We start from the raw sequence: 25,863 nt of genomic DNA, 5'->3' as shown, positions 1-25,863 counted from the left end.
GCTCGAGCCGCGCGATCGGCGGCCCCTCCCGGAGTTGTAAATCGTTTAATGGTGGGTATTTTACCCTCAAGCACATGCCGCCGGAAAGCGGCAAGTGGTTTTGGGACTACCACAAGTGCAAAGCAAAATACGCGATGCGGATCGCGCCGGGGAGGAATCGTCATGCCAAACAAGGCCTTGCCCCTGGTCATCAGCGCGCCGGAACCACGCACGCTCGACCTGATCTTCACCCCACCGCAGCTGGCGCGCCTCAAGGCGCATTACCGCGTCGTCGAGACGACGGCCGAGGGCGTGGCGAACTTGCCCGCCGACGTGCTGGCCGAAGCCCGCTATATTATCGGCCAGCCGCCGATCTCGCCCGAGACCTTGGACCAGATGCAGGCGCTGCGTTGCGTCTTCAATGTCGAGACCAACCTCATCAACAACATGCCCTATGAGACGATGTTTGCGCGCGGCATCCATGTCGTCACCACCGGCCTCGTCTTCGCCGAGCCGGTGGCGGAGCTTGGCCTCGCCATGGCGCTCAACCTCGCCCGCAACATCGTCGATGCCGACCTCGCCTTCCGCAAAGGCGAGGAGCTGTGGGGCGGTAACGGCAATTTGACGGCGCGGCTTCTGTCCGGCGCCGATGTCGGCATCATCGGCTTCGGCGATCTGGGCCGTGCGCTCAACCGACTGCTGTCGGGTTTTCGCACCCGCACCAAGGTCTTCGACCCTTGGCTGCCGCCGTCGATCCTGATCGACAATGGGGTGAAGCCGGCCTCGCTCGACGAGGTGCTGACATCAAGCGATTTCGTCTTCGTCGTCGCTTCGGTGACCTCGGAGAACCAGGGTTTCCTCGGCGCTGAGGCCTTTGCAAGTATGCGCAAGGGCGCCGCCTTCATCCTGCTCAGCCGCGCCGGCGTCGTCGACTTCCCTGCCCTGATGGCGGCGGTGAAAAGCGGCCACATCGTCGCCGCCAGCGATGTCTTCCCCGAAGAGCCGCTGGCGCAGGACCATCCGGTCCGCACGATCCCCGGCTTCCTGCGCTCCGCCCACCGCGCCGGTGCGCTTGACATCGCCTTCAAGCGCATGGGCGACATGGTGCTGGAGGACATGGACCTGATCGACCGCGGCCTGCCGCCTCTGCGCTCCAAGCGCGCCGAGCGCGAGACGGTGTCAAGGATGCGTTCGAAGCCGGCGGACAGGAACTAGTTGTCGCGAGAAATCCGCCTGAGACGGATTTCGCAGTTGGCCAAAACCCCTTTGTCATCGCCGCTCAGGATGACCGGGAACCTTCCGGCATTGGCGTTTTTCAGCCGGATCGCTCCCATTCGATCCAGATCCTACTATCGATACCCCGCCAGGCGTAGCCGGCGGGGTATTGATTTTGAAAGCAATCGGGCTGTGGGAGGCCTGGCCTACTCCAAGGAGGCTCGTCACGATTCGCGTCGGTGGCGGGCCTTTTTATTCTGCTCGCCTCGCTCTATCCGGCAGCAACGCCGGCTGCCGAGCGATTGGCCAGCACCAGCCCGACCTCGCCGACAACCTGATCGACGCGCTTCAGGATGGGTTCGGCCCGCAGCACGCCGTCGGAAAAGTCCTTGTCCGTGGCATAGACCCCTGTCGGCAGCGTCAGCGCCTCGAAGAAGCCGAACAACGGCCGCAACTGGTGCTCGACGATCAACGCGTGGCGATCGTTGCCGCCGGTGGCAAGCAGCACCACCGGCTTGCCGCGCAAGGAAGCGGGATCGAAGAGGTCGAAGAAGTGCTTGAACAGGCCGGTGTAGCTGCCCTTGTAGGTCGGTGACCCCACCACCAGCACATCGGCATTGACGACGCTGTCGAAGACTGCCCGGGCCTGGCCGTCGAGATCGCGCGCCCATTTGGCAGCGCCGAGCGACGGGCCGAGGTCTTCGATGTCATAGGTGCTCGCCGACAGGCCATGCTGGCGCGCAATATCCCTGACAACCTGGTCGACGAAACCGCGCGTCTTGGACGGCCTAGTGAAATTGCCGGAAAACCCGACGACGGTTGGATTGGGCATATTCTGGCACCTCTTGCGCGGCGGGCAGGCCCGCTTCATACCGCATGTTTACAGGCTTGCGCCTGCAGCAAGAAGCAAATGACTGACCTTGCAGCACCATAGTGAGGAATTTTTTTCCGTTTGCCCGCTCGTCTCAGGCCGCGAGAAGCCGGCCATAGGATTCCAGATAGAAGCCGGTTGACCTGGCGCAGGTCCGCACCGCCTCCCTGGCAGCAACCATTTCCTGCCAGCGTAGCAGGCGCTTGCATTCGGCCGGCATGGCAAAGCCCAGATATTTCTCAAGCACGCACAGCTGTTCGAACCAGGGATAGAAGGCGACGTCGGCGGCGCTGAATTCCGAGCCCAGCAAAAACCGTTCGTCCGCCCCTCGCCTCGCAAAGGCATGCTGTTCCACAAAGCGCAGGGCGTCGCCAAGCTGGGCCTTGATCCGCTCATGAACCATAGCGTCGGAACTGTGCATCATGGTTGCCGTCCTGGCGTAAAGCTGCGTGTCGGCGAAGCTGATCCAGATGCGCGCCTCAGCGCGGGCATGAGCATCCCTGGGGAAAATCGGCCGTTCGGGGAATGCATCATCGAGATATTCGCAGATGATCGCCGACTCCCTGACATATTGCCCCTGATGGCGCAGCAGCGGCACCTTTCCCGTCGGCGTGAGTTTCAGGAACCACGCCGGCTTGTTGCGCAGATCGATTTCGATTTCCGTCGCCTGCAGGCCTTTCTCGGCAAGGGCGAGCCTGACACGGTGCGCATAGGGACAAAGCTGCGCGACAAAAAGCTCGATTGGCGGCATGAATAACTCCTGAGTTTCGTTATCGCCGACAAGCGGCCTGTCGGGCATAGCTAGGTCCAGTAAGGCCGGCGCGCTATTCGACAGCGTCTGGATTGATTTATCGATCGTCTGTTTCTGGAGCGAAGCGTGGATCTCCTGGCTACCCTCATGCGCGAATTGCACTTCGCAGCCGCCGGGTACCGGCGCCTCGAACTGGCCGCGCCCTGGGCGATCTCGTTCAGCCAGGCTGGACTTCGCGGCATTCACGTCGTCATCAAGGGGCGATGCGAGGCGGTGTTCGGTGAGGAAGATGTCGAGCCTCTCGATGCCGGCGACCTGATCATTGCACCGCGCGCCGATCCGCATGTGCTGCGGTCGCCCGGCGCGCTCAAAAGCGCGAACGTCCCCGCCGCCGAACTGGCGACCCAAACCGCAGCCGGGCGTATTCGCAGCGGCGGCGAAGGCGAAAAGACCGTCATCCTGTGCGGCGCCTTCGCCTTTCGCGACGCCGACCATCCGGCACTTGCCGGCCTGCCGCGCATCGTTCACATCCGGGGATCGAATGGCCGTCTGCCCAAATGGCTGCGTGGCTATGTCGAGGCCTTGCTGGTGGAAGCGACCGACGAAGGTCCCGGCAGCGACGTGGTCATGGCTCGCCTGTCTGGGGCCATCGTCACGCGCGCCTTGCGCTCCGGTCTGGAAAGCATGGACAATCCAGGTTGGCTGAGGGGATTGCAGGACCCCGCGATCGCCAGAGCGCTCGCCACCCTGCATGAAGCCTATGGCCACGACTGGACGATCGAGACCCTGGCACGCGCGGTCGGGCTCTCCAGGGCAACCTTTGCCGCCCGCTTTCGCGATCTCGTCGGCGAAGCGCCCATGGCCTATCTCTTCGGCTGCCGCATGCGGCAGGCCAGCCGGCTGCTGCACGAGCGCAAGAGCCTGGGCCAAGTCGCCGAGGCGGTCGGCTACAGCTCGGAAGCCGCCTTCTCCACCGCCTTCAGGCGCCACGCCGGCGTCTCGCCCGGCCAATTCAGGAAACGGAAGGATCTGTAAGGCAGAGCGATATTGGCGGCGGCCGCGCCTCGCGCTAGGGCTTTTCCAGCACTATGTCTGATCATATCCCGCCGCGGTTCGCCGCCGCTTTGCCCCAGGAGATGCTTCGTGCCCAAAGGTTCTGACCTGCTTGTTGCCGCCCTCGAGAATGAGGGCGTCGATCGCATCTTCGGCATTCCCGGCGAAGAAAACCTGGACGTCGTCGAATCCATCCGCAAATCGTCGATCCAGCTGATTTTGACCCGCCATGAGCAGGCAGCCGCCTTTATGGCCGCCACCCATGGCAGGCTCACCGGCAAGCCAGGTGTGTGCATCACCACGCTGGGACCCGGCGCCCTGAACCTGACGACGGGTGCCGCCTATGCGCTGCTCGGCGCCATGCCGATGATCATGATCACCGGGCAGAAGGGCATCCGCTCGTCGCGCCAGGCCCGCTTCCAGATCGTCGACATCGTCGCCGCGATGAAGCCGTTGACCAAGCTGTCACGCCAGATCATCTCGGCGAAGACCATTCCCGCCGTGGTGCGCGAAGCGTTTCGGATTGCCGAAGAGGAGCGTCCGGGACCGGTGCATCTGGAACTGCCCGAAGACATCGCGGCCGAGGAGTGCGACGATGTCGCGCTGATCCCGCCGCATCCGGTCGAGCTTCCGCTGGCCAGCCCGCTTGCGCTCGACCGCGCCGCCGAGATGATCATCAAGGCGCAGCGTCCGCTGGCGATGCTGGGCGCCGCCGCATCGCGGCCGCGCTCGACCTCCGACCTCGCCCAGTTCGTGATCAGGACCGGCATCCCCTATTTCACCACGCAGATGGGCAAGGGCACGGTGCCCGGCGGCACCGAACTCTACATGGGCACCGCCGCGCTCTCCGAGCGCGACTATGTGCATGAGGCCATCGAACAGGCCGACCTCATCATCACTATCGGCCACGACACGATCGAGAAGCCGCCCTTCATTATGGGCGACAAGGGACCGAAGGTGATCCATGTCGGTTACCAGCCGGCCAATGTCGAGCAGGTCTATTTCCCGCAGACCGAAGTGGTCGGCGACATCGGCGCTTCGCTCAGGCTGCTTGCCGACCGCCTCGAGGGCAAGATCCCCAACGCGCAGGCGCTACTGCCGCTGCGCGAAGGGATTTTGAGCCGCATTGCCGCCCGCGCCACCGAAGACCGTTTCACGCCGCAGCGTCTGGTGCATGACGTGCGCGCGGTGATGCCGGCCGATGGCATCCTGGCGCTCGACAACGGCATGTACAAGATCTGGTTCGCGCGCAACTACCGCACGCGCGTCGCCAACACGCTGCTGCTCGACAACGCCCTGGCCACGATGGGCGCCGGCCTGCCCTCGGCGATGACGGCCGCGATGCTCTATCCCGGCCGCCGCGTCATGGCGATCTGCGGCGATGGCGGCTTCATGATGAACAGCCAGGAACTGGAAACCGCCGTCAGGCTGAAGCTCAATTTGGTCGTGCTGATCATCGAGGACAATGCTTTCGGCATGATCCGCTGGAAGCAGGCGGTCGACCAGTTCCCCGATTTCGGCATGACCTTCGGCAATCCCGATTTCGTCCGCTATGCCGAGGCCTATGGCGCCAAGGGAACCAGGGTCGGCGCCGTCTCAGAAATACAATCGACGCTTGAACAGGCCTTTGCCGGCGGTGGCGTCCATCTCGTCGTCGTTCCGATCGACTATTCGGAGAACGAGCGCGTGCTGGTCGAGGAACTGCGCCACCGGTTGCCGGCGCCACCGGAGGCCTGACGGTGGAGTAGATACCGCCGCAGCAGCGCTCAGGCGGCCCGGACCTTGGCGCTCACACGCGCCCAGGTCGGCAGCCAGTCGCCATGTGTCGCCAGCAACTCATCGACCAGCGCCCAGATCTGGTCGAGATCGAGTTCGGCGGCCGTATGCGGATCCATCATCGCCGAGTGGTAGATGTGCTCGCGGTTTTCGGTCATCAGCGCCTGCACCGTCAGTTCCTGCACATTGATGTTGGTGCGTATCAACGCGGTGAGTTGCGGCGGCAGCTCGCCAATATAGGTCGGCTGGATGCCGGAGCCGTCGACCAGGCACGGCACCTCGGCGGCGCAATTGTCCGGCAGCGAGGTGATGCAGCCATTGTTGCGGACATTGCCGTAGATCACCGAAGGCTCCCCGGTCCACACCGAGTTCATGATCGAGGACGCGTATTCCTTCGATTGCTCGACCTCGATGCGGTCGGCCGAGCGATAGGCCTCGGCCTGGCCCTTCCAGCGCTCGATCTGTTCGATGCAGCGCTTGGGATATTCGTCGAGCGGAATGCCGAACTTCTCGATCAGGTCGGGGCGGCCTTCCTTGATGAAATAGGGCGTGTATTCGGCGAAATGCTCGGAGCTTTCGGTGACGAAATAGCCGAGACGCGTCAGCATCTCGTAGCGCACCTTGTTGGGGCACCGCGGGTTCCAGCCCGGCTTCGGCGCCCTGCCCTCGCGATAGGCGCGGACCAGGTCCGGATAGAGGTTGCGGTAAGAGCCATCCGGCTGCCGGTGCTCGAACTTCAGGTAGAAGGCCATGTGGTTGATGCCGGCCGAGCGGTAGCGTATCTCGTCGTAGGGAATGTCGAGATCGTGCGCCAGTTCCATCGCCGTGCCCTGCACCGAATGGCAGAGGCCGACCTGTTTGATGTCAGGAAATTTCTCTGAAATCGCCCAGGTGTTGATCGCCATCGGGTTGACGTATTGCAGCATGATCGCGTCGGGGCAGACGGCCAGCATGTCCTCGCAGATCTTCCACAGATGCGGCACGGTCCGGAGGCCGCGCATGATGCCGCCGACGCCGAGCGTGTCGGCAATGGTCTGGCGCAGGCCGTATTTCTTCGGCACCTCGAAATCGGTGACGGTGCAGGGCTCGTAACCGCCGATCTGGAAGGCGACGACGACGAAGTCGGCACCGGCGAGCGCCTTGCGTTGGTCGGAATAGGTCTCGGCCTTCGCCTTCACGCCCAGCGTCGCGATCAGCTTGTTGACGACGATGGCGCTCTCTTCCAGCCGCTGCGGATTGATGTCCATCAGCGCGATCGTCGCGCCTGACAGCGATGGCCGCTGCAGCACGTCGCCGACAATGTTCTTCATGAACACGGTCGAACCCGCGCCAATGAAGGTGATCCTGGGATGTCTTGCCACTATTAAACCTCCGGCACTTTGCTACGCCACGTCGAAGGCGGCCCTGACGAGCCGTTCGGTGTAGGCGGTCTTGGGATGGGTGAGGACCTCGTCGACGGGTCCCTGTTCGACGATCTTGCCGTTCTGCATGACGATGACGCGATGGCAGAGCGCGCGCACCACCTTGAGGTCGTGCGAAATGAAGACATAGCTAAGGCCGCGTTCGTCCTGCAGCTTGCGCAACAAGTCGATGATCTGCGCCTGCACCGAAAGGTCGAGCGCCGATGTCGGTTCGTCGAGCAGGATGAATTCGGGCTCCAGCGCGATGGCTCGGGCAATGGCGATGCGCTGCCGCTGGCCGCCGGAAAATTCGTGCGGGAACCGCGACAGGATATCGCCGGGCATGCCGGCGCTGACCAGGGCGTCGCGAACCCGACCGACCCGCTCGCGCCGTGTCGCGCCGATCCTGTTGACGACCAGCCCTTCCTCGATGATCTGGCCGATCGTCATACGCGGGTTAAGCGACGAGAACGGATCCTGAAAAACGACCTGCATGCGCGAGCGCAGCGGCCGCATCCCGGCGCGAGACAGGCCGTGGATCGGCTGGCCGTCGAAGCTGACCTCGCCGCGCTTGGCCTCGGTGAGCTTGAGCAAGGCGAGACCGAAGGTGGTCTTGCCGGAGCCGGATTCGCCGACCAGCCCCAGTGTCTCGTGGCGGCAAAGCTTCAGGCCGAGATCGTCGACGGCGACGAGCTCGCGCCAGTCCGGCTTCAGGAAGCTGCCATGGCGCAGCATGAAGCAGACGCGCATATTGCGGGCCTCGAGGATGGTGCCGCTGTTTTCCGGCAGCGGCTGCGGCTTGCCGTGCGGCTCTGAAGCGAGCAGCCGCTTGGTATAGGCATGCTGCGGGTCGGCGAACAGCCGCTCGGTAACATTGTGCTCGCACATCTCGCCATGCTGCATGACATAGACATAGTCCGAGAATTTCCGCACCACGGTGAGGTCGTGGGTGATCAGGATGACCGCCATCCTGAGTTCTTTTTGCAGATTGCGGATCAAATTGAGGATCTGCGCCTGTACCGTGACGTCGAGCGCCGTCGTCGGCTCGTCGGCAATCAGCACATCGGGGTCGTTGGCGAGCGCCATGGCGATCATAACGCGCTGGCGCTGCCCGCCCGACATCTGGTGCGGATACTGCTTGATGCGTGCTTCCGGCTCGGGGATCTGGACATGCCGCAAAAGCTCGAGCGCCCGCGCCCAGGCTTGCTTGCGGCTGACCTTTCGATGCACCCTGATCGCCTCGACGATCTGACTGCCGACCGTATAGATCGGGTTGAGCGAGCTCATCGGCTCCTGGAAGATCATCGAAATGCGATTGCCGCGCAATTTGCGCCGAGCGCTCTCGGGGAATTTCAGTATGTCCTGCCCGCAATAGTCGATGGTGGAGTTCGGCGACACGGTGGCCCGCTTTGACAAGAGCCCCATGACGGCGCGCGCCGTCACCGACTTGCCGGAACCGGACTCGCCGACGATGGCGATCGTCTCCCCGCGATAGAGCTGGAACGAGACATCCTTCACCGCGTCGACGACGCCGTGCTCGACCTTGAAGGCGACCTCGATGTTGCGGGCATCGATGATGGGTTGGTCGTGGCGGCCGGCATGGTCGAGCCGGACGGCTGGTGCGAAGGTGGCTGCGAGCGCTACGGTCATCCCGGCCACCTCAATAGGGATCGACGGCATCGCGCAGGCCGTCGCCCAGCGCGTTGAAGGCAAAGACGGTGATCAGCACGAAGCCGACCGGCGACAGGATCCACGGATAGGTGCCGATGACCGAATAGGTAGCCGTGTCCTGCAGCATCAGCCCCCATGAGATCAGCGGCGGTTTCACGGCGAAGCCGAGGAAGCCGAGAAAGGCTTCGAGCAGTACCACCGTCGGGATCGCGATCGTCACGGCGACGATGACGTGGCTCATCACATTGGGGAAAATGTGCTGCATGATGATACGCATGTCGGTGGCGCCAACCGCCATGGCAGCGCGCACATAGTCGATCCGCGCCAGCGCCAGCGTCTTGCCGCGCACCTCGCGCGACATCTGCGCCCAGCCCAGCGCCGACATGACGATGATGACGAAGGCGAGGAAGACGTTGGTCGGCGCGGTCACCGGGATCAGCGTCGTCAGCGCAAGATAGAGCGGCAATTGCGGGAAGGCGAGCACCAGCTCGACAAAGCGCTGCATCCAGACGTCGAAGCGGCCGCCGAAATAGCCCGAGACCATGCCGACCGTGGTGCCGATGACGGTGATGATGAACACCACCGTCAGCGCGATCATCAGCGAGACGCGCGAGCCCTGGATGGCGCGCGACAACACATCGCGGCCGAATTTGTCGGTGCCGAGAAAATGCACCGGCTGGCCGTCGGCCGAAGCGAAGAAATGCCGGTTGGCGGGGATCAGGCCAAGCAGCCGGTAGTCGGCGCCCTTGACGAAGAAGCCGAGCAGGCGCGGATGCTCGTAATCCGGCCCGACGACCGGCTGGAAGGTGACCGGGTCGAGGTCTGCAGAATCCGCCAGCGCATAGACCCGCGGCTGGAGCACGAAATTCCCGTCTCTGTCGTGAAAACTCATCACTTGCGGCGGGGCGAAAGCGACATCGGTCACCTTGGGGTCCATCGGCGCGAAGAAATCGGCGAACAGCGCCATCAGCACCAGAAGCACGACCAGGATCAGCCCGGCCATGCCGGTCCAGGAGCGCCTCAGCCGGCGCCAGACCAGCGCCATATAGCTCTCATTGCCGCGTGGGGTCGCAATCGCGGTTGCTTCAGCCGGGGGCGGCGGCGGGGATGGGTCACGCGCCAGCATCTAGCTCTCCCTGAACTGGCGTACGCGCGGATCGAGCAGCGCGAGCAGCATGTCGGCGATGATGTTGCCGACGATCAGCGTTGCCGACAGCACCATCATGAAGGTCGCCGTGACATAAACGTCGCCGACCGCCATCGAGCCGACGATGGCGGGCCCGACCGTCGGCAGCGCAAAGATGATCGCCGTCTCGATCTCGCCGGTCAGCATGTAGGGCAGCACCACGCCCTGATACATGATGAGCGGATGCAGCGCGTTGGGCACGGCATGGCGCATGACGACGGCGCTGCCGGTCAGGCCCTTGGCCTTGGCCGTCTCGACATATTGCGCGTTCAGCGTATCGAGCAGATTGCCGCGCATGACGCGCATATTGTAGGCGAGCCCGCCGAAGGTGGCGATCGCCACCACCGGCCAGACATGCTTGACGAGGTCGGCGAATTTCGCCCACGACCACGGCGCGCCGCCATATTGCGGCGAGAAGAAGCTGCCGATCTCCGACACGTTGAACTGGAAGACCAGGAGATAGACGATGATCAGCGCCATCAGGAAGCGCGGCACCGTCATGCCGAGGAAGGAGATTGCCGACAGCACCGAGTCGATCCATGTGTATTGCCTGGTCGCCGCCCAGATGCCGAAGGTGATGCCGAGCACCGACGCCAGCAGATNCCAGGAGATAGACGATGATCAGCGCCATCAGGAAGCGCGGCACCGTCATGCCGAGGAAGGAGATTGCCGACAGCGCCGAGTCGATCCAGGTGTATTGCCTGGTCGCCGCCCAGATGCCGAAGGTGATGCCGAGCACCGACGCCAGCAGATGGCAGACCAATGCCAGCAGCAGCGTGCGCGGCAGCCGCTCGCCGACCACGGCGGCGACCGGCTTGTTGTAATAGAGGCTGTAGCCGAAATCGCCGCGGGTGATGATGCCGGCGACCCAGTTCAGGTACTGGACGGGCAGCGGTTTATCGAGGCCGTGCTCGACCCGATAGGCTTGCGCCTGCGCGTCGGCTTCGGCAAAAGACGCCCCGCCCTGGTTGATGAGCTGCGAGCGGATATAGTCGGCATAGTCGCCCGGCGGCGCCTGGATGATGGCAAAGGTGACCAGGCTCAGGATGACCATGACCGGCACCGCCGATGCTATGCGCATGGCCAGGAATCGCAGCATCGGACCGTTTCTCCTCCTTGGATCTAATCTGTTGCCGCTGACCTTACTCCGTCCCGGCCGCGCGCGCAGCGCGGCCGGGCGTCAGCCAGGGGAGGAAACTCAGTTCGTCGGACCCTTGTCGCCGGGCTTGCCGGGAAGCTGGTCGGGAAAGAGTTCGTATTTCTGCTGCTTGTCGGCGGCGACGAAGACGCGTTCGCGCACGATCGAATCCTCGGCCCAGTTGAACATGAAGATCGGCGTTCCCTGCGGGATGTTGGAGAAGCGCTTGTTGATGATCAGGGCGCCGGGATATTCGGTCAGTCCGATATTGTAGACATGCTCCGTCGAGATCTTCTGGAACGTCTTCATCAGGCTGGCGCGCTCGTCATTGTCTGACGAGGAGACGAACTTGTTGACGATGTCGACAAGCTCCTTTTCGAACGGCATCAGGTCGACCACGCCGCTTTCGGGCGCGCGGTGATCCCAGCTGGTCTTGGGTCCGACGGGCGCGAGTTGCACGGTATTCTGCACGACGGAAGTCAGCTCCTGCTCGTTGCGCCTGATCAGCCAGTCGAAGCGGCCGGAATATTGCGAGGCATCACGCTGGGTGCCGTTGAGGCCGTTGAGCACGACCCTGATGCCAAGCTTTTCCATCTGGCCGACGACGCCTTCGGCGAGGCTCTTGTCTGTGCCGTAGTCATTGTTGACCAGCATCACGATCTCGACATTCTTGCCGCCGGCGGTCCCGGCCGGGAAGTTCACGAAGCCGTCGCCATCCGTATCCTTGAGACCAGCCTTGGCCAGTTCCGCCTTGGCGCCCTCGATGTCGAAGGGATAGTAGACGGTCGAGTTGCGGTCATAGAAGCTGGTGCCCGAGGAAAAGCCACCGGGGTAGATGGCGGTGAACGGCCCCTTGACCAGCGAGTCGCCGAGCGCCTTGCGGTCGAGCGCCATGGTGATGCCCTTGCGGAAGTCCTCATTGCGGTTGAGCTCGCGGATCGCCTGGCCGCGTTCGTCGGGATTGCCCCAGCCATTGGCTGAAAAGTTCATGCGCAGATTGTAGCCGATCAGGCGCGGGCCAAAGGCGAGCCGGGCCGGCGCGTCCTTGTCCGCCGCTCGCTTCAGCGAAGCGACGAAATTCTCCGGCTGCTCGAGGTTGGAGAAGTCGGCGGCCCCTGCCACCGCCTGCACGTCGCGGTCGGCCCAGGTCGACAGCTTGTAGTGCAGTTCGTTGAGATAGGGCAGCTGGTTGCCCTTCTCGTCGACCTTCCAGTAGTAGGGATTGCGGCGCAAGACGATGATGTCGTCGGGCCTATACTCCACCGGCACCCAGGCGCCCATCACCGGAATGTTCATATATTCCGGCGGGAACGCGTTCTTGAACTGCTCGTAGGTATTCTTCGAGTACTTCGGATGCTGCGGCTTGAGGATATGCGCTGGGCCGGGGCAGAAGGTGCCGTAGGCCATGGCGTAGAGATACTGTTTGGGGAAAGCGTCCTTGAAGGTCCACTCGACGGTGTAGTCGTCGACCTTCTTCAGCGTCGTGCCGACACCGAAGGTTTCCGCTGTGGCGCCGTTCAACGGCGAGACATTGGGGTCGACGACCTCATCGTCCCAGTAGAACATGACATCGTCGGCATTGAAGGCAACGCCGTCAGACCATTTGGCGCCTTCGACCAGGTGCATGGTCAGCGTGTGGCCATCCTTCGACCAGTCCCAGCTCCTGGCGAGGTTGGGCAGCGGCTCGGTGTCCTTGGCCTCGACCTGGAACAAAGGCGCGGTGCGCGTCAGGCATTCCGAAAGGCCGATGTCGATGCCGCCCCATCCTTGGGTCTGGCCGGCGCCATAATTCCAGCCTTCCGGCCGGCCGCCAATGACGTGGCGCATGGTGTCGCCATAAACGCCGATGCCGTCCGGCATGTTGCCGGTCTTGAACACCAGCGGCTCCTTCGGCAGGCGATCCTTGACCGGCGGCAGCTTGCCAGTCTTGACGTATTTCTCGGTGACCCACTCGGGCTCGTGATATTCGGGCAGCGCCTTGAACTCCAGGATGGAATCGCGGGCGACGTATTTGATCTTGCCCTCGGCGGGAAACGCCGCCGGCGCCGGCGGCGTGGTCGGCTCGGACGCGTATGCACTGCCAAGCGCCGATGCCGAGACGCTCAGCGCCAGCCCGGCGAGAATGCCAATTCTTCGCCCGGCGAGAATGCCAATTCCACGAAAGTTCCTCATTGTGTTCCTCCCAGATGTTTCGACGTCTGCTGCTGCCCGCATCTATTCATGACGGCTGATTGGCGAACCGGCCTCCCGCTGTCCGCCTGCCAGCATTCTCAGCCGGCCTGTTTCAGGGCCGTTTTTTCGGCGCGCAGTTCCTCGATCGAGCGCACTTTGCGCCGCGCCGCACCCGCCCAGTCGCGGGTTTTCACCATCGATTTCGAAAGCCGCTCCTTGGCGGCCGGCACGGCATCGGCGTATTGCGGCAGCCAACGCGCCTGGGCGACGACCATCTCGTCGACCATCTGCCAGACCTCTTCCGGCGTCGACACCGCACCCACCAGCGGATCGTGCAGCACCGCGAGCTTGAGCAGGTCAATGTCGCCCGTAACAGCCGCATGCACCGACATGCGCTGGACGTTGATCGAAGCCATGCAGGTGGCCGCGCAGGCTTCCGGCAGCGTGATGCCTGACGCCATGTTGATGCCGAAGCGATCGACGAAGCCGGGCGATTCGATGATCGCGTCCTGCGGCAGATTGGTGATGATGCCGGCGTTCTTGACGTTGAAGTGGCCGCGATAGACGCGGTTCGTCTCCAGCGCTTCGAGAATATGGCTGGCATGCTCGTTCGAGCGCTTCGATACGTCGAGCGGCTTCGACGCCGCTTCGAGGAATTGCGGATATTCCGTCTCGAACCAGTTGCGGGTTTCCGTGGAGTAGCGAAGATAGCCGCCGGTCTCGCCATGGATCCAGTCGGACATGTCGATCCAGCGGGTGATTTCGTCCGGCCGCTTGCGATACCAGGGCAGATATTCGGAGAGATGACCGTTGCTTTCGGTGGAGTAGACGCCGAAGCGCTTCAGCACGTCGATGCGCAGCTTTTCCTGCTGCGAATAGACCGGATGCGCCTCGAAGGCAGCCACCAGTTCGTCCTTGCCGATCTTGCGGCCGTTGAGCCGCAAATCGATGAACCAGGTCTGGTGGTTGATACCGGAGCAGACATAATCGAGTTCGCTGTGCGACTTGGCGCCGAGCACTTCGGCGATCTGTTCGGCGCCGTGCTGGACACCGTGGCAGAGGCCGACCGTATCGACCTTGCCATATTCGATCGCCGCCCAGGTGTTCATTGCCATCGGGTTGGCATAGTTGAGGAATTTGGCGCCTGGCTCGGCGACCTCCAATATATCCTTGCAGAAGTCGAGGATGACCGGGATGTTGCGCTGGCCGTAGAGGATGCCCCCGGCGCAAATCGTGTCACCGACGCACTGGTCGATGCCGTATTTCAAGGGAATGCGGATATCGTCGGCATAGGCTTCGAGCCCGCCCACCCGGACGCAGCTGATGACGTAGCGCGCGCCTTCCAGCGCCTTGCGGCGGTCGGTCGTCGCCGTCACCTTGGTCGGCAGCTTGTTGGCCTCGACGATGCGGTCGAGGATCGCCTTGATCATTTGCAGATTGTGTTCGCTGAGATCGGTCAGCGCGAATTCGATGTCGCTGAATTCCGGGATGCACAAAATGTCGGTGAACAGCTTCTTGGTGAAGCCGACGCTGCCCGCGCCAATAATAGCGATTTTGAAACTCATCACCTTCCTCGATCCATTCGAATGCCGGGTAAGGAGCAACAGGAAAGGGAATGGCGGCCCGCCTTGGCGCGCATACCATTCGAGCCGGAATTCCGGCTCGTTCTCCTCCCCGCCCGCCCCTCGACCGCGGGTCTTTCGCGTTCTCAGGATTTGGATTATGCCGTTATTCCAGGGCGCGGCCAGAGAACGATTATGCTTTCGAGGGTAATTTTGTGCTGCATGATCTGATCGCCAACGGACAGTTGATGCGCACCATTTCGCTGCCGCGCGGCCGCCAGCGCCTGCATGCCATGCCGACCAGCACCGGCTATGAAGTACGCGAGGGCGTGACCTATGACTGGGATGGGCGCAAGCGCGGCCAGACACCGTTCACCGTGCTGCAGCACACGATCAGCGGCACCGGCCAGCTGCGCTACGAGAACCGCAACTACCGCCTGCAGGCCAACGACACGCTGCTGGTGCTGGTGCCACACAACCATCGCTACTGGCTGGAGAAGGGCGACCGCTGGGAATATTTCTGGATCTCGATGAATGGCGAGGAGGCGCTGCGCGTCCACAAATCCATACTCAGCGTCTCCGGCCCGGTGTTTCGGCTGCAGCCGGAGACGATCGATCATCTCGCCGATTGCAGCCTGCGCCTGATCAAGGGCGGCGCTTCGCCTGGCGCTGCTTCGGCAATCGCCTATGAGGCGGCGATGGCGCTTTACGACGATGTCTTCGGCTCGCACGCCTTCACTGAGAAACAGAGCGTCATGCAGCCGGTCATCGATCATATCAACGCCAATCTCGACAAGCCCTTGCCCGTGGCCGAGCTCGTCCAGATCAGCGGCCTCAGCCGCGCCCATTTCTCGCGCTGCTTCGCCGAGAGCGAAGGCGTTCCGCCGGCCGAGTTCGTGCTGCAGCAGCGGCTGCAGCGGGCGGCGAAGCTGCTAACCAAAGCCGATTTCCTGCCAGTCAAGGAGGTCGCCATCCTGTGCGGCTTCGAGGACGCCAACTATTTCTCGAAAGTCTTCCGCCGGCTCTACGGCATCAACCCGACGCAGTTCCGCACCACCGGCATGTATGCCAGCCTGGGCAGCCTTCGATAGGATTACCCGATGCGGTTGCCGCTTGCGGGATCGAACAGATGCAGCGCCGCCGGATCGGCAGACAGCCGCACCTTATCGCCAGGCCGGATAGTGCTGCGTCCCATGACGAAGACACAAACCAGCTGGTTGGCGAGCCGGACATAGAACTGCGTCGACAGGCCGAGCGGCTCGACCACCTCGACCTCTGCCTTGAGCGGACCATCGTCGGCAAGCTGGATGTGCTCCGGCCGTAGCCCGACGGTGAGCACATCGCCATCCTTCAACGGCAAGCCATCAGGCAACCGCAGCTTCTGGCCGTCGGCCAGCACCGCGTCCACCTTGCCGCCCTTGGCGATTGTCGCCGGAAAAAAGTTCATGCCGGGCGAGCCGATGAAGCCGGCGACGAAGGTGTTGATCGGCCGATCGTAGAGTTCGAGCGGATGGCCGACCTGCTGGACGTAACCGTCATGCATGACGACGATGCGGTCGGCCATGGTCATGGCTTCGATCTGGTCGTGGGTGACATAGACCGATGTGGTCTTGAGCTGCTGGTGCAGCGCCTTGATCTCGGCGCGCATATGCACGCGCAATTTGGCGTCGAGATTGCTGAGCGGCTCGTCGAACAGAAACACTTTGGGATCGCGCACGATGGCGCGGCCCATGGCGACGCGCTGGCGCTGGCCGCCGGACAGTTGCCTGGGCAGACGTCCGAGGAAACTGTCGAGGCCGAGGCGCTTGGCCGCCGCCCCTACCCTGCCGTTGATCCTCGTCTTCTCCGCCTTCTTCAACAGCAGGCTGAAGCCCATATTCGACGACACATCCATGTGCGGATAGAGCGCGTAGGACTGGAACACCATGGCAATATCGCGGTCCTTCGGCGCGACATCGTTGACCAGCCGATCGCCGATATGGATCTCGCCGCCCGACACCTCTTCCAGCCCCGCAATCATGCGCAAAAGGGTCGACTTGCCGCAGCCGGAGGGACCAACGAGCACGACGAACTCGCCATCGGCGATTTCGAGATCGACGCCATGCAGGATGCGCAGCGAACCGTAGTCCTTCTCGACGTTTTGCAGCGTTACGGAAGCCATCGATTATCCTTTGACCGCGCCGGCGGTGAGGCCGGTGACGAGATAGCGTTGCAGGAAGGCAAAGAAGATGCAGACCGGGATAAGCGCCAGGATCGATGCCGCCATCATCTGCCCCCAGTCGACGGCGAACTTGCCGATATAGGTGAGCAGGCCGACGGCAAATGTCTTCTGGTCATCGCTGGAGATCAGCATCAGCGCAAACAGCAATTCGCTCCAGGCGGCGGTGAAGACAAAGCCGAGCGTCGCGCCCATGCCGGGCAAGGTCAGCGGCACGATCACCTTGCGCATCGCCTGGGCGCGAGTGCAGCCGTCGATCATCGCCGCCTCCTCCAGATCCTTCGGAATGCCGTCGAAGAAGGACTGCATCAGGAAGGTGGCGAAGGCGGTGTTGAAGGCGGTGTAGATGATGATCAGCCCAACCAGGCTGTTGGTCAGGCCAAGCTCGCCCATGACACGGTAGATCGGCGGAATGACCATCACCAGCGGGAAGGTTTGCGTCAGCAAAAGCATGATCGCCAGTGTCGCCTTGCCGCGAAAGGTGAAGCGCGACATGGCGTAACCGGCGAGCGTGGCGATGACCGTGGCGAGCGCCGCCGTCGACACCGATACGATGACGCTGTTGAGGAAATAGCGGGGGAAATCCGAGGCTTCAAGTACAGTGATGAAGTTGCGGAAGGTGGTCTGCGACGGCCACAGCGTGATGCCCTCGGAATAGAGCAGCCGCTCCGGCGTCACCGAGATCTTCAGCGTCCAGAAGATCGGAAACAGCGCAAAGATCATATAGGCGGCAATCGCCGTGTAGATGCCGATGCCGCTGAAGATGCGCGAGGAGGTGGAGCGTCCGGCGATCATCAGACGTGCCTCACCAGCAAGCGGCGGATGGCGATCAGCGCGATCGCATAGGCGATGAGCAAGACCAAGAGCAGCACCGCCACCGCGGAGGCATAGCCCTTGTCCAGCGACTTGAAGGCACTGACATAGATGTAGACCGGCACCGTGCTGGTCGAGCCTGCCGGCCCGCCCTCGGTCATGACAAAGATCAGATCGGCGAAGGTGGCGATCCAGATCGTACGCAGCATGACGGTGATGACGATGGTCGGCGCCAGGAACGGCAGCGTCACCTTGGTGAAGCGCTGCCAAGGCGAAGCGCCGTCGATTGCGGCCGCCTCATGCAGTTCCGACGGGATCGACTTCAGCGACGCCAGCAGCGTGATGGCGAAGAACGGAATGCCGAACCAGATGTTGGCGATGATCGGCCCCCACATGGCGGTGGCCGGATCGGACAGCACATTGGTCGGCTCGGCCTTCAGCCCGAGCGCAAACAGCCAGTGCGGCAGCGGGCCGATGATCGGGTTGAACAGCCATGCCCAGGTCAGGCCCGACAGGAAGGATGGCACCGCCCAGGGCAGGAACACCACCGCCTGCACGAACTTGCGCCCGACAAACGGTTTGTCGAGCAGCAACGCCAGACCCAGGCCGAGGAAGAACTGGAAGAACAGGCTGGCGACGGTCCACCAGAGCGTGTTGACCAGCGCCTGCCCCAGCACCTGGTCGGTCAGCATCGCCTGGTACTGGCCTAGACCGACATATTCGGATTTGAAGGCGGAGAACTTCCGGAACGAATAGCTGATGCCGATGATCAGCGGCACCAGCAGCACCACGACCAGCAGAACGATCGCCGGGCTGAGATAAAGCCAGGGCTCGATGGCCGCATGCGTCAGCCGCTTCTTTCGCGGCCGGCCTGCGGATCGTATTTCGGACACGGCATAGGTCATTAGCGCTCAACAGTCATGGGTGGGTGCCGACAGCGGCAACAGCACCCTTCTCCCCGTTCACGGGGAGAAGATGCCGGCAGGCAGATGAGGGGCGGCGCCAGCCTTGGGGTGCTCGCGCTGCCCCTCATCCGGGCCTGTCTGTGCATGTCGTTGTCCCAAAACCGCTACGCACTTTTGGGCGACATGCATTCGGGCCACCTTCTCCCCGTAAACGGGAGAAGGAAGAAGAACTACTTCTTGTTCTTGGCCAGCCAGTCCTGCTGCTCCTTGGTCAGGAACGCGGCCCATTGATCGGCGACGTCCTTGGCCGACTTCTGGCCGAGCAGCACTTCCTGGAAATTCTTGATCGCCACCTGGTCGACGAAATTGCCGAGGTTCTCCAGATGTGTCGGCGGCGTCACCATTTCATATTTGGAAGTGTCGCTGAGTTCGGTGAACCAGCCTTTGAACTGCTCGGTCTTGAAGTGGGCATCCTGGTCGGCGCCATTGTGGATCGGCACGACGCCGACTTCCTTGGCCCATTCGAGATTGTCCTTGGGCGACAACAGCGTCGCCATCAGCTTCCAGGCATCGTCCTTGTGCTGCGAATTGGCGAACATCGCCCAGCCGGCATAGCCCAGCGTCGGATAGGATTTGCCGCTTGGCCCCACAGGCAGCGGCGCCACGGCAAAATCGTCGGCACTCATCTTGTCGGCAATGCCGATCAGCGCATCCGGATCCTGGTTGAGCATGGCGCAGGTGCCGGAATAGAAGCCGGTGACGGTCTCGTTAAAGCCCCAGCTCACCGCATCCTTGGGCGCCAGCCCGTCCTTGTACATGTCGGCCAGCATCTGCAGGCCCTTGACCGAGCCCTCCTCGTTGATGGTCGAGGTGCCGTCCTCGTTGAAGTAGCCGCCCTTGCCAGCGGCGATGTTCATGAACATGTGCATGCCGTTGAAGGCGCCCGGCCCACCGCGCAAGCAATAGCCGTACTTGCCTGGAATGGCGGAGATCTTCTTGGAGTCGGCGATGAAGTCGTCGAGTGTCGCCGGCGGGCCGTCGAGACCGGCCTCCTTGAACAGCTTCTTGTTCCAGAACAGCGCATTCACATAGTAGCCGTACGGGATCATGAACTGGGTGTTGTTGACGGTCGAGCCGAACTGCTTGGCGCGGTCGCCGAGCGTTTTGGCATCATCCCATTTGGCCATGTAGGGACCGAGATCCTCGAGCTGGCCGTTGGTGGCGTAGAGGCCCATCCAGCGCTCCGGCATCTCGACGATGTCGGGCGTATCGCCGGCCTGCACCATGGTGAGGAATTTCTCGAAGGCCTGACCCCAGGGCAGCGAGACCACCTCGACCTTGACGCCGGCATTGGCGGCCTCGAACTCGGCGATCTGCTTCTTCAGGAATTCGGTGCGCTGCGGGCTGGTGATGACCTCGACCAGCTTGAGGGTGGTGTCGGCCAGCGCGCCGCTGGCGGACATCGCCAGGCCGGCAGCGGTGGCAAGCATGATGCTCAGTCGTTTCATGTTCAGAACTCCCATTTTGAACCCAGTCATTTTTTTGCTTTGTCGAAGGCCTGGCCGATGTCGGCCCAGAGGTCTTCGACGCTTTCCAATCCGACATTGAAGCGGATGGTTCGGGGGCTGACGCCGAAGCGCGCCATCGAATTGAGACCCGGTGTCTGCTCGAGCGAGGCCTTTGCCGGCACGACCAGGCTTTCATGACCGCCCCAGCTGACGCCGATGCGGAAAAATTTCAGCGCATCGACGAAAGCGGGAATGTCGACATCCTCCGTCACCTCGAAGGAGAACAGCCCGGCATAGCCGGCAAGCGTCTTCTTGCCGGGATGGTTGGAATAGGCGGGATGATTGACCCGCTCGACCTTGTCATGCGCCTTCAAGCGCTCGGCGATGATGAGCCCACTCTTCATGTGATGCGGCAGTCTCAGCGGCAGCGTGCGCAGGCCGCGCAACAGCAGCCAGCCCTCGAAGGGCGACAGCTTTGCGCCGAGCTGCGAATAGGTCTGGTCGTTGATATGCTTGATGTGAGCGGCCGAGCCGGCCACCACGCCGGCGACGGTGTCGCTGTGACCGCCGAGATATTTCGAGGCGGAATGCAGCACCAGATCGACGCCGTGCAGGATCGGCTTCTGGAACACCGGCGTCGCCCAGGAATTGTCGATGGTGGTGACGATGCCCTGCTCTTTCGCCAGCCGCGTCAGATGTTCGAGATCCTGCAGCTCGAACGTCATCGAGGTCGGGCTTTCCAGGTAGAGCAGTTTGGCGCCGGGAAGAGCCGCGGCCACCGCATCCGGATCGGAGCCGTCGACATAGTCGACCTTGATGTGCAGGCGCGGGAACAACCGCTCGAACAGTCGGTAGGCGTCACCATAGCAGTTGCGCACCGCAACGATGCGCTCGCCGGCGCCGACAAAGGCAAGCAATGTCGCGCTGATCGCCGCCATGCCGCTGGAGAATCCGCGCGCGGCTTCCGCACCTTCGAGCGCTGCGACGCGTGACTCGAATTCCATCACCGTCGGGTTGTCGCCGCGCGAATAGATCGGCTGCTTCCTGCGCCCGGCAAAGGTGTCGGCCATGTCGGCATAGCTGGCGAAGGTGAACAGCGAGGTCTGGTAGATCGGCGGCACCACCGCATTGCCAGGGAACGGGTCGTCATGCGCCAGAAGCGTCGCCGCCTCGGCGAGATAGTCGCTGCCGGAAATGCCTGGGTCGAAGCTGTGCTCGTTCATGTGCGGACCGAAAGTTTGAGGTTGGCGGCGCCGCGCTTCAAATCGTCCTCGACCGTGGCGATCAGTTTCAGCGCTTCGGCCCGGGCGCCTTCCGGATCGTGCGCGGCGATGCAGTCGAACATGGTGCGGTGGTAGGGAAAGCTTGCGTGGCCGAAATCGCGCACGCCGAGCGGATGTTCCCAGAAGCGGTGGAACAGTTCGTGCATGGCGGCGATAATCTGCTCGAACAGCGGATTGCCGCAGGCGCGGTAGATCGCCTGATGGAATTCCCAGTCCTCTTCCGACGACATGCCGGCGCGGCTGAGAAACTCTTCCTCCATGATGTCGAGCTTGCGCTCGATCTCGGCGAGGTCGTCCCTGTCGGCACGAATGGCGCAAAGGGCGGCGGCTTCCGCTTCCAGCGCGCGGCGGATTTCCAGCGTGCGCATCAGGCCGGTGAAATCATTGCCGCCGGCAAGCGTCAGCGGCATGTGCAGCATGTCGAGCGAGACGGCGGCCTTGAGATAGGTGCCCGAGCCCTGCCGGCGCTCGACCAGGCCAAGCCCTTCCCAGCGCGTCAGCGCCTCGCGCACCGTATTGCGGCTGACCTTCAGACGCTCAGCGAGGATGCGTTCGGTCGGCAGCCTCTCACCGGGTTCCAGCTTCTCGCGCATGACGAAGCCGGCCAACGCCTTCAGCACCGCGTCGTCGCGGGCCGTCGTCTGGATCGGCGGAAGGCTGAATTGGGTCACCGGGGCTATTACCGAAGTGGTTCAATGGTCCAACCAATTTCTGCACAGACGAAGGGACCTGTCAACAATGGAAACGCAGCAAGGCCGAAGGGCCAGGGGATGCACCTTCGGCCTTGCTGCTTCAGCCGTGGATGCGCGCCGGCGCAGCGGCGGCGCGAGCCTCGCGCCAGCGAGCGAAGATTGCCTCGCGAACCCGCCTCGAACCAGAGAGGCGCTTTTTTGCCTGCGCCAGCACCGCAGGCGACGCCTCGGCGGGCGTGCCGGACCGAAAGGGAGGAGCCGGGGCGTATTCGAGCGAGAGCTGCACGATCTCGGCCTCCTCCTGTCCAAGCAGCCTCGCAACCAGCGCCAGGCCGAAGTCGATCCCCGAAGTGACGCCGCCGGCGGTGATGAGCTTGCCGTCTTCGACGATACGCTCGTCGACCGGGATCGCTCCGAACTCCTCAAGGAAATCATGCGCATACCAGTGCGTGGTCGCGCGCTTGCCCCTCAGCAGTCCGGCCGCCCCAAGCACCAGGGCACCGCTGCAAACGGAGGTGATGTAGCGCACCTGCCCCGCGCGCTCCCACACGAAATCGAGGACTGTCTGGTCCTCCAGCAGCGCGTTGACCCCGCCCCCGCCAGGAATGCACAGCACGTCGAGGGGCCGGCAATCGTCAAAGGTCGCGGTTGGCGTCAGCGAGAGGCGCGTCGATGACGTCACCGGGTTGCGATCCTTCCAGATCAGTTCCACCTCGGCATCCTTGGCCGATGCCAGGACTTCGTATGGGCCGGTGAGGTCGAGTTGTTGGACGTCGGGGAATACGAGGATGCCGAAACGAAGGGGCATGGAAATCTCCGTGGGTTGACTTCCGGCAATCTACGGCATCATGGTTTGGCACGATTGCCATTCATCCCTCGCTTCGGGCCAAACCAATGCGCCGTATCGAAGTACTTGCCTATCCCGACATCCAGCTCCTCGACGTCAGCGGACCGCTGCAGGTCTTTGCCAGCGCCAATGATTTCAAAAGGCAGGCCGGCGAACCGGCTCCTTACGAGGTCGTGGTCGTCGCCGCCTCACCGCGCATCCGGACATCGGCCGGTCTCGTGCTGGAGGCAGCAGTGCTGCCAACCCACGGAGGTAAGATCGACACGCTGCTTGTCCCCGGCGGATGGGGCGTCAACGCGGCCTGCGACGATCCCGAACTGGTTCAATGGATCGCCGGCCGCTCGCACGATGCCACGCGAACCGCGTCCGTTTGCAGCGGCGCCATGCTGCTGGCGCAGGCGGGCCTGCTCGACGGGCGCCGCGCGGTGACCCATTGGGGACGCTGCGCGGAGTTCGCCCGGCGCTTTCCCGCGGTCCGGCTCGAACCCGATCCGATCTTCATCCGCGACGGCAATGTCTGGACATCCGCCGGCGTAACGGCGGGGATCGATCTCGCCCTCTCCCTCGTAGAGGCCGACCTTGGCCGGCACACGGCGCTCGGCGTGGCGCGCGAGTTGGTGGTCTTCCTGAAACGTCCCGGGGGCCAGGCGCAATTCAGCCAGACCCTCAAGCTGCAGCAAGGCGACGGGCGCTTCGACCGGCTGCATGGCTGGATCCTCGAAAATCTGGCCGGTGACCTGTCGCTCACGCAGTTGGCCGACCACGCCAATATGAGCCCGCGCAGCTTCTCGCGGCGCTATCGCGAGGCCACCGGCCGGACACCTGCCCGCGCGATCGAGGAGATCCGGATCGAGGCGGCGCGGCGGATGCTGGAGCGGGGCCAGCCCGTCAACCAGACGGCCCGCCGCTGCGGTTTCGGCTCGGAAGAAACCATGCGGCGCGGCTTTCTGCGCGTGCTGGGCACCAATCCGCGCGCCTATCGCGAGCGTTTCTGATCGCGACTGCTTGCTCCATTAGGCCGGCGGTCGATGCGGTAGAAATAGAGCCTCTCCAGCGTTCAGGCGGGATGCTGTAGCTGGCTGAGCCCGCCATCGACGACGAGGGTCGCCGCGTTCATGAACGGGCACTCCTCAGAAATCATGAACACAGCGGCCAGCGCGATCTCGCGCGCCGAGGCGATGCGGCCGCCGGGATGCAGCGCCAGCGTCCTGGCGCGCGCCGCAACCGGATCGGCAAAACTGTTCCAATAGTCGGTCGCCTTCTGCGTCTCGACATAACCGGGCGCCAGCGCGTTCACGCGCACGCCCTGCCCGGCATATTCCAGCGCCAGCGATTTGGTCAGCCCAAGCAGCGCGTGCTTGGCCACGGGATAAGGGAAGGTATGAGGGATGATGGTGAAGCTGTGCGTCGAGGCGATGTTGAGGATCGCGCCACCACCATTTGCGATCATTCCTGGCAGCACCGCCTTGCTGCAATTCCAGGCGCCCTTGACGTTGACGTCGAAATTGCGGTTCCACTCCTCCTCGGTCGCCTCGAGCGGCGTCGAGAACACATTCATCCCCGCATTGTTGATCAGCGCGTTGATCGGCCCGATCGCGTCGGTCGCCCGGCTGACGGCAGCGGCAATCGCGGCCCCGTCGCTGATGTCGGCTGCGGTATGTCCGACATGGCCCTGCGGTGCGGCAAGGCCGGCGACCGTTTTGTCCAGCAGCGCGCCGTCGCGATCGACCAGGAACAGTTTTGCCCCTTCGGCCAGGCAGGCCCCGGCGATGGCAAGCCCGATGCCTTGCGCGGCGCCGGTGAGGAAGATGCGTTTGCCGGACAGGCGCTCAGCCATGGCTGTCACTCCACTGCAAGATGGTCAGCGCCGGCCCAGTGCCGACGAACGCAGATTGTCGAGCAAAACGGCAAGCAGCAGGATCACGCCGCGCACAATGTACTGGTAGAAGGCTGGGATGTTGAGCAGGTTCATGGCGTTTTCGGCAATGCCCATGATCAGCACGCCGACGATGACGCCCGACATGGTGGCGCGGCCGCCGGCAAGCGAGACGCCGCCGAGCACGCAGGCCGAGATGACCGAGAGTTCAAGCCCGACCGCCGCATTGGGCTGGCCCGACGTGATGCGCGAGGCCAAAAGGATGCCGGCGATGCCACAGACCACGCCTTGCAGAGCAAAGATCCAGATGCGCGTCCAGTCGACATTGACGCCGGCCAGGCGCGAGGCCTCCGGGTTGCCGCCGATGGCCAGCGTGTTCTTGCCGAAGACGGTACGATTGAGGACAAAACCGAAGATGCAGAACAGCACGGCCAGGACCCAGACCGGCGTCGGAATGCCGAACAGCTTGGATAGCGCCAGCTGGTAGAAATCCGGGCTGTTGATGCCGACGGCGCGGCCATCGGATGCGATCAGCGCAAGGCCGCGCACGATCTGCATGGTGGCAAGCGTCGTGATCAGCGCGTTGATGCGGAATTTGGCGATGACGACGCCATTGATGAAGCCGACGAAGGCGCCGCAGGCGATTGCCGCGAGAAGCCCGAGCAGGATCGAACCGGTATAGTTCGACGCCATTACCGCGACCATGCCGGCAAAGGCGACGATGGAGCCGACCGAGAGGTCGAAGTCACGCGCGGCAAGGCAGAACATCATCGTACAGGCGACGATGCCGACGGTGACCACTGATTGCAGCAGGCCGAGCATGTTGCGGTCGGTCAGAAAATTCGGCACCAGCAGCGACACCAGCGCGAAGGCGACGATGAAGATCACGACGAGGCCCTGTTCGCCGAGCAGGATCTTCTTCAACTGATCGGTCATGGCAAAGATCC

The 25,863-nt window shown here is 63.1% G+C and carries 21 protein-coding genes and 2 pseudogenes; 5 read left to right on the top strand and 18 right to left on the bottom strand.

Going from position 1 to position 25,863, the window contains the following annotated elements:
* The first annotated feature begins 162 nt into the window (after positions 1-162).
* Entirely contained in the window at positions 163-1,194 is a 1,032-nt protein-coding gene (locus X733_RS160905; RefSeq protein ID WP_023817873.1) for a hydroxyacid dehydrogenase, read from the top strand.
* A 271-nt stretch (positions 1,195-1,465) separates the two neighbouring features.
* On the opposite strand, the gene msuE is transcribed toward X733_RS160905, so the two are convergent.
* Both msuE and X733_RS160915 read right to left on the bottom strand, forming a co-directional pair.
* On the bottom strand, positions 1,466-2,026 hold the full coding sequence (msuE, locus tag X733_RS160910; protein ID WP_023685284.1) for an FMN reductase: 561 nt from the start codon (positions 2,024-2,026) through the stop codon (positions 1,466-1,468).
* A 133-nt stretch (positions 2,027-2,159) separates the two neighbouring features.
* On the bottom strand, positions 2,160-2,816 hold the full coding sequence (locus tag X733_RS160915) for a glutathione S-transferase family protein (protein WP_023749946.1): 657 nt from the start codon (positions 2,814-2,816) through the stop codon (positions 2,160-2,162).
* 126 nt (positions 2,817-2,942) lie between these two features.
* On the opposite strand from X733_RS160915, the gene X733_RS160920 reads away from it, so the two are divergent.
* Both X733_RS160920 and X733_RS160925 read left to right on the top strand, forming a co-directional pair.
* Positions 2,943-3,851, top strand: coding sequence for an AraC family transcriptional regulator (locus X733_RS160920; RefSeq protein ID WP_196813693.1), 909 nt, complete (start codon positions 2,943-2,945; stop codon positions 3,849-3,851).
* Between the two features lie 108 nt (positions 3,852-3,959).
* A complete protein-coding gene (locus X733_RS160925; RefSeq protein WP_023752111.1) occupies positions 3,960-5,606 on the top strand; it encodes an acetolactate synthase large subunit in 1,647 nt (548 codons plus the stop codon).
* Positions 5,607-5,635: 29 nt separating this feature from the next.
* Here the strand turns inward: X733_RS160925 and X733_RS160930 are convergent, their stop codons facing one another.
* The 7 genes and pseudogenes from X733_RS160930 to X733_RS160950 all read right to left on the bottom strand — a co-directional run bounded on the left by X733_RS160930 (position 5,636) and on the right by X733_RS160950 (position 14,777).
* Positions 5,636-7,006, bottom strand: a complete 1,371-nt coding sequence (locus X733_RS160930; RefSeq protein WP_023817870.1) for an alpha-glucosidase/alpha-galactosidase — start codon at positions 7,004-7,006, stop codon at positions 5,636-5,638.
* A 21-nt stretch (positions 7,007-7,027) separates the two neighbouring features.
* Entirely contained in the window at positions 7,028-8,695 is a 1,668-nt protein-coding gene (locus tag X733_RS160935) for an ABC transporter ATP-binding protein (protein ID WP_023804896.1), read from the bottom strand.
* 10 nt (positions 8,696-8,705) lie between these two features.
* Positions 8,706-9,842, bottom strand: coding sequence for an ABC transporter permease (locus X733_RS160940; protein WP_023687914.1), 1,137 nt, complete (start codon positions 9,840-9,842; stop codon positions 8,706-8,708).
* Positions 9,843-10,502: pseudogene (locus X733_RS0134070) on the bottom strand (ABC transporter permease); the annotation flags it as partial. It abuts the gene before it with no gap.
* 4 nt (positions 10,503-10,506) lie between these two features.
* Positions 10,507-11,001, bottom strand: a pseudogene (locus tag X733_RS0134065) (ABC transporter permease); the annotation flags it as partial.
* A 99-nt stretch (positions 11,002-11,100) separates the two neighbouring features.
* Positions 11,101-13,212, bottom strand: coding sequence for an ABC transporter substrate-binding protein (locus X733_RS160945; protein ID WP_023691352.1), 2,112 nt, complete (start codon positions 13,210-13,212; stop codon positions 11,101-11,103).
* A gap of 98 nt (positions 13,213-13,310) precedes the next feature.
* Complete coding sequence (locus tag X733_RS160950; RefSeq protein ID WP_023817869.1) at positions 13,311-14,777, bottom strand: alpha-glucosidase/alpha-galactosidase; 1,467 nt, start codon at positions 14,775-14,777, stop codon at positions 13,311-13,313.
* A 245-nt stretch (positions 14,778-15,022) separates the two neighbouring features.
* On the opposite strand from X733_RS160950, the gene X733_RS160960 reads away from it, so the two are divergent.
* Positions 15,023-15,865: an AraC family transcriptional regulator gene (locus X733_RS160960; RefSeq protein WP_081725414.1), complete on the top strand. Its 843-nt coding sequence runs from the start codon at positions 15,023-15,025 to the stop codon at positions 15,863-15,865.
* A gap of 2 nt (positions 15,866-15,867) precedes the next feature.
* On the opposite strand, the gene ugpC is transcribed toward X733_RS160960, so the two are convergent.
* From ugpC to X733_RS160995, 7 genes are all read right to left on the bottom strand, one after another.
* Complete coding sequence (gene ugpC, locus X733_RS160965) at positions 15,868-16,935, bottom strand: sn-glycerol-3-phosphate ABC transporter ATP-binding protein UgpC (protein WP_023817868.1); 1,068 nt, start codon at positions 16,933-16,935, stop codon at positions 15,868-15,870.
* A gap of 3 nt (positions 16,936-16,938) precedes the next feature.
* A complete protein-coding gene (locus tag X733_RS160970) occupies positions 16,939-17,787 on the bottom strand; it encodes a carbohydrate ABC transporter permease (protein ID WP_023817867.1) in 849 nt (282 codons plus the stop codon).
* Entirely contained in the window at positions 17,787-18,710 is a 924-nt protein-coding gene (locus X733_RS160975) for a sugar ABC transporter permease (protein ID WP_023736033.1), read from the bottom strand. Before X733_RS160975 ends, X733_RS160970 begins: the two co-directional genes overlap by 1 nt.
* A 230-nt stretch (positions 18,711-18,940) precedes the next feature.
* Positions 18,941-20,218 (bottom strand): sugar ABC transporter substrate-binding protein, encoded by a 1,278-nt coding sequence (locus X733_RS160980; RefSeq protein WP_023685297.1) that lies wholly within the window; start codon positions 20,216-20,218, stop codon positions 18,941-18,943.
* Between the two features lie 26 nt (positions 20,219-20,244).
* Positions 20,245-21,441, bottom strand: coding sequence for a PLP-dependent transferase (locus X733_RS160985; protein WP_023691355.1), 1,197 nt, complete (start codon positions 21,439-21,441; stop codon positions 20,245-20,247).
* Entirely contained in the window at positions 21,438-22,172 is a 735-nt protein-coding gene (locus X733_RS160990) for a FadR/GntR family transcriptional regulator (protein ID WP_023691356.1), read from the bottom strand. Before X733_RS160990 ends, X733_RS160985 begins: the two co-directional genes overlap by 4 nt.
* Positions 22,173-22,293: 121 nt before the next feature.
* Positions 22,294-23,001, bottom strand: coding sequence for a DJ-1/PfpI family protein (locus X733_RS160995; protein WP_023691357.1), 708 nt, complete (start codon positions 22,999-23,001; stop codon positions 22,294-22,296).
* 86 nt (positions 23,002-23,087) lie between these two features.
* Here X733_RS160995 and X733_RS161000 point away from each other — a divergent pair, with 86 nt between their 5' ends.
* Positions 23,088-24,035: a GlxA family transcriptional regulator gene (locus tag X733_RS161000; protein WP_023817866.1), complete on the top strand. Its 948-nt coding sequence runs from the start codon at positions 23,088-23,090 to the stop codon at positions 24,033-24,035.
* Between the two features lie 62 nt (positions 24,036-24,097).
* Here the strand turns inward: X733_RS161000 and X733_RS161005 are convergent, their stop codons facing one another.
* Positions 24,098-24,877: an SDR family oxidoreductase gene (locus X733_RS161005; RefSeq protein ID WP_023704660.1), complete on the bottom strand. Its 780-nt coding sequence runs from the start codon at positions 24,875-24,877 to the stop codon at positions 24,098-24,100.
* Positions 24,878-24,901: 24 nt separating this feature from the next.
* Complete coding sequence (gene araH / locus X733_RS161010; RefSeq protein ID WP_023668120.1) at positions 24,902-25,852, bottom strand: L-arabinose ABC transporter permease AraH; 951 nt, start codon at positions 25,850-25,852, stop codon at positions 24,902-24,904.
* Positions 25,853-25,863 lie beyond the last annotated feature (11 nt).

The organism is Mesorhizobium sp. L2C066B000 (assembly GCF_000502335.1).
Taxonomy (GTDB): Bacteria; Pseudomonadota; Alphaproteobacteria; order Rhizobiales; family Rhizobiaceae; genus Mesorhizobium.
Note: the sequence above shows the minus strand (reverse complement) of the source record. Positions and strands in the feature narration are given on the sequence as shown.

Bases quoted from the DNA above. Each gene is read 5' to 3' on its own strand.
- X733_RS161000 (WP_023817866.1), top strand. From the start codon at position 23,088: ATGCGCCGTATCGAAGTACTTGCCTATCCCGACATCCAGCTCCTCGAC.
- X733_RS160975 (WP_023736033.1), bottom strand. From the start codon at position 18,710: ATGACCTATGCCGTGTCCGAAATACGATCCGCAGGCCGGCCGCGAAAG.
- X733_RS160905 (WP_023817873.1), top strand. From the start codon at position 163: ATGCCAAACAAGGCCTTGCCCCTGGTCATCAGCGCGCCGGAACCACGC.
- araH (WP_023668120.1), bottom strand. From the start codon at position 25,852: ATGACCGATCAGTTGAAGAAGATCCTGCTCGGCGAACAGGGCCTCGTC.
- msuE (WP_023685284.1), bottom strand. From the start codon at position 2,026: ATGCCCAATCCAACCGTCGTCGGGTTTTCCGGCAATTTCACTAGGCCG.
- X733_RS160915 (WP_023749946.1), bottom strand. From the start codon at position 2,816: ATGCCGCCAATCGAGCTTTTTGTCGCGCAGCTTTGTCCCTATGCGCAC.
- X733_RS160940 (WP_023687914.1), bottom strand. From the start codon at position 9,842: ATGCTGGCGCGTGACCCATCCCCGCCGCCGCCCCCGGCTGAAGCAACC.
- X733_RS161005 (WP_023704660.1), bottom strand. From the start codon at position 24,877: ATGGCTGAGCGCCTGTCCGGCAAACGCATCTTCCTCACCGGCGCCGCG.
- ugpC (WP_023817868.1), bottom strand. From the start codon at position 16,935: ATGGCTTCCGTAACGCTGCAAAACGTCGAGAAGGACTACGGTTCGCTG.
- X733_RS160945 (WP_023691352.1), bottom strand. From the start codon at position 13,212: ATGAGGAACTTTCGTGGAATTGGCATTCTCGCCGGGCGAAGAATTGGC.
- X733_RS160985 (WP_023691355.1), bottom strand. From the start codon at position 21,441: ATGAACGAGCACAGCTTCGACCCAGGCATTTCCGGCAGCGACTATCTC.
- X733_RS160995 (WP_023691357.1), bottom strand. From the start codon at position 23,001: ATGCCCCTTCGTTTCGGCATCCTCGTATTCCCCGACGTCCAACAACTC.
- X733_RS160935 (WP_023804896.1), bottom strand. From the start codon at position 8,695: ATGACCGTAGCGCTCGCAGCCACCTTCGCACCAGCCGTCCGGCTCGAC.
- X733_RS160980 (WP_023685297.1), bottom strand. From the start codon at position 20,218: ATGAAACGACTGAGCATCATGCTTGCCACCGCTGCCGGCCTGGCGATG.
- X733_RS160950 (WP_023817869.1), bottom strand. From the start codon at position 14,777: ATGAGTTTCAAAATCGCTATTATTGGCGCGGGCAGCGTCGGCTTCACC.
- X733_RS160970 (WP_023817867.1), bottom strand. From the start codon at position 17,787: ATGATCGCCGGACGCTCCACCTCCTCGCGCATCTTCAGCGGCATCGGC.
- X733_RS160960 (WP_081725414.1), top strand. From the start codon at position 15,023: ATGCGCACCATTTCGCTGCCGCGCGGCCGCCAGCGCCTGCATGCCATG.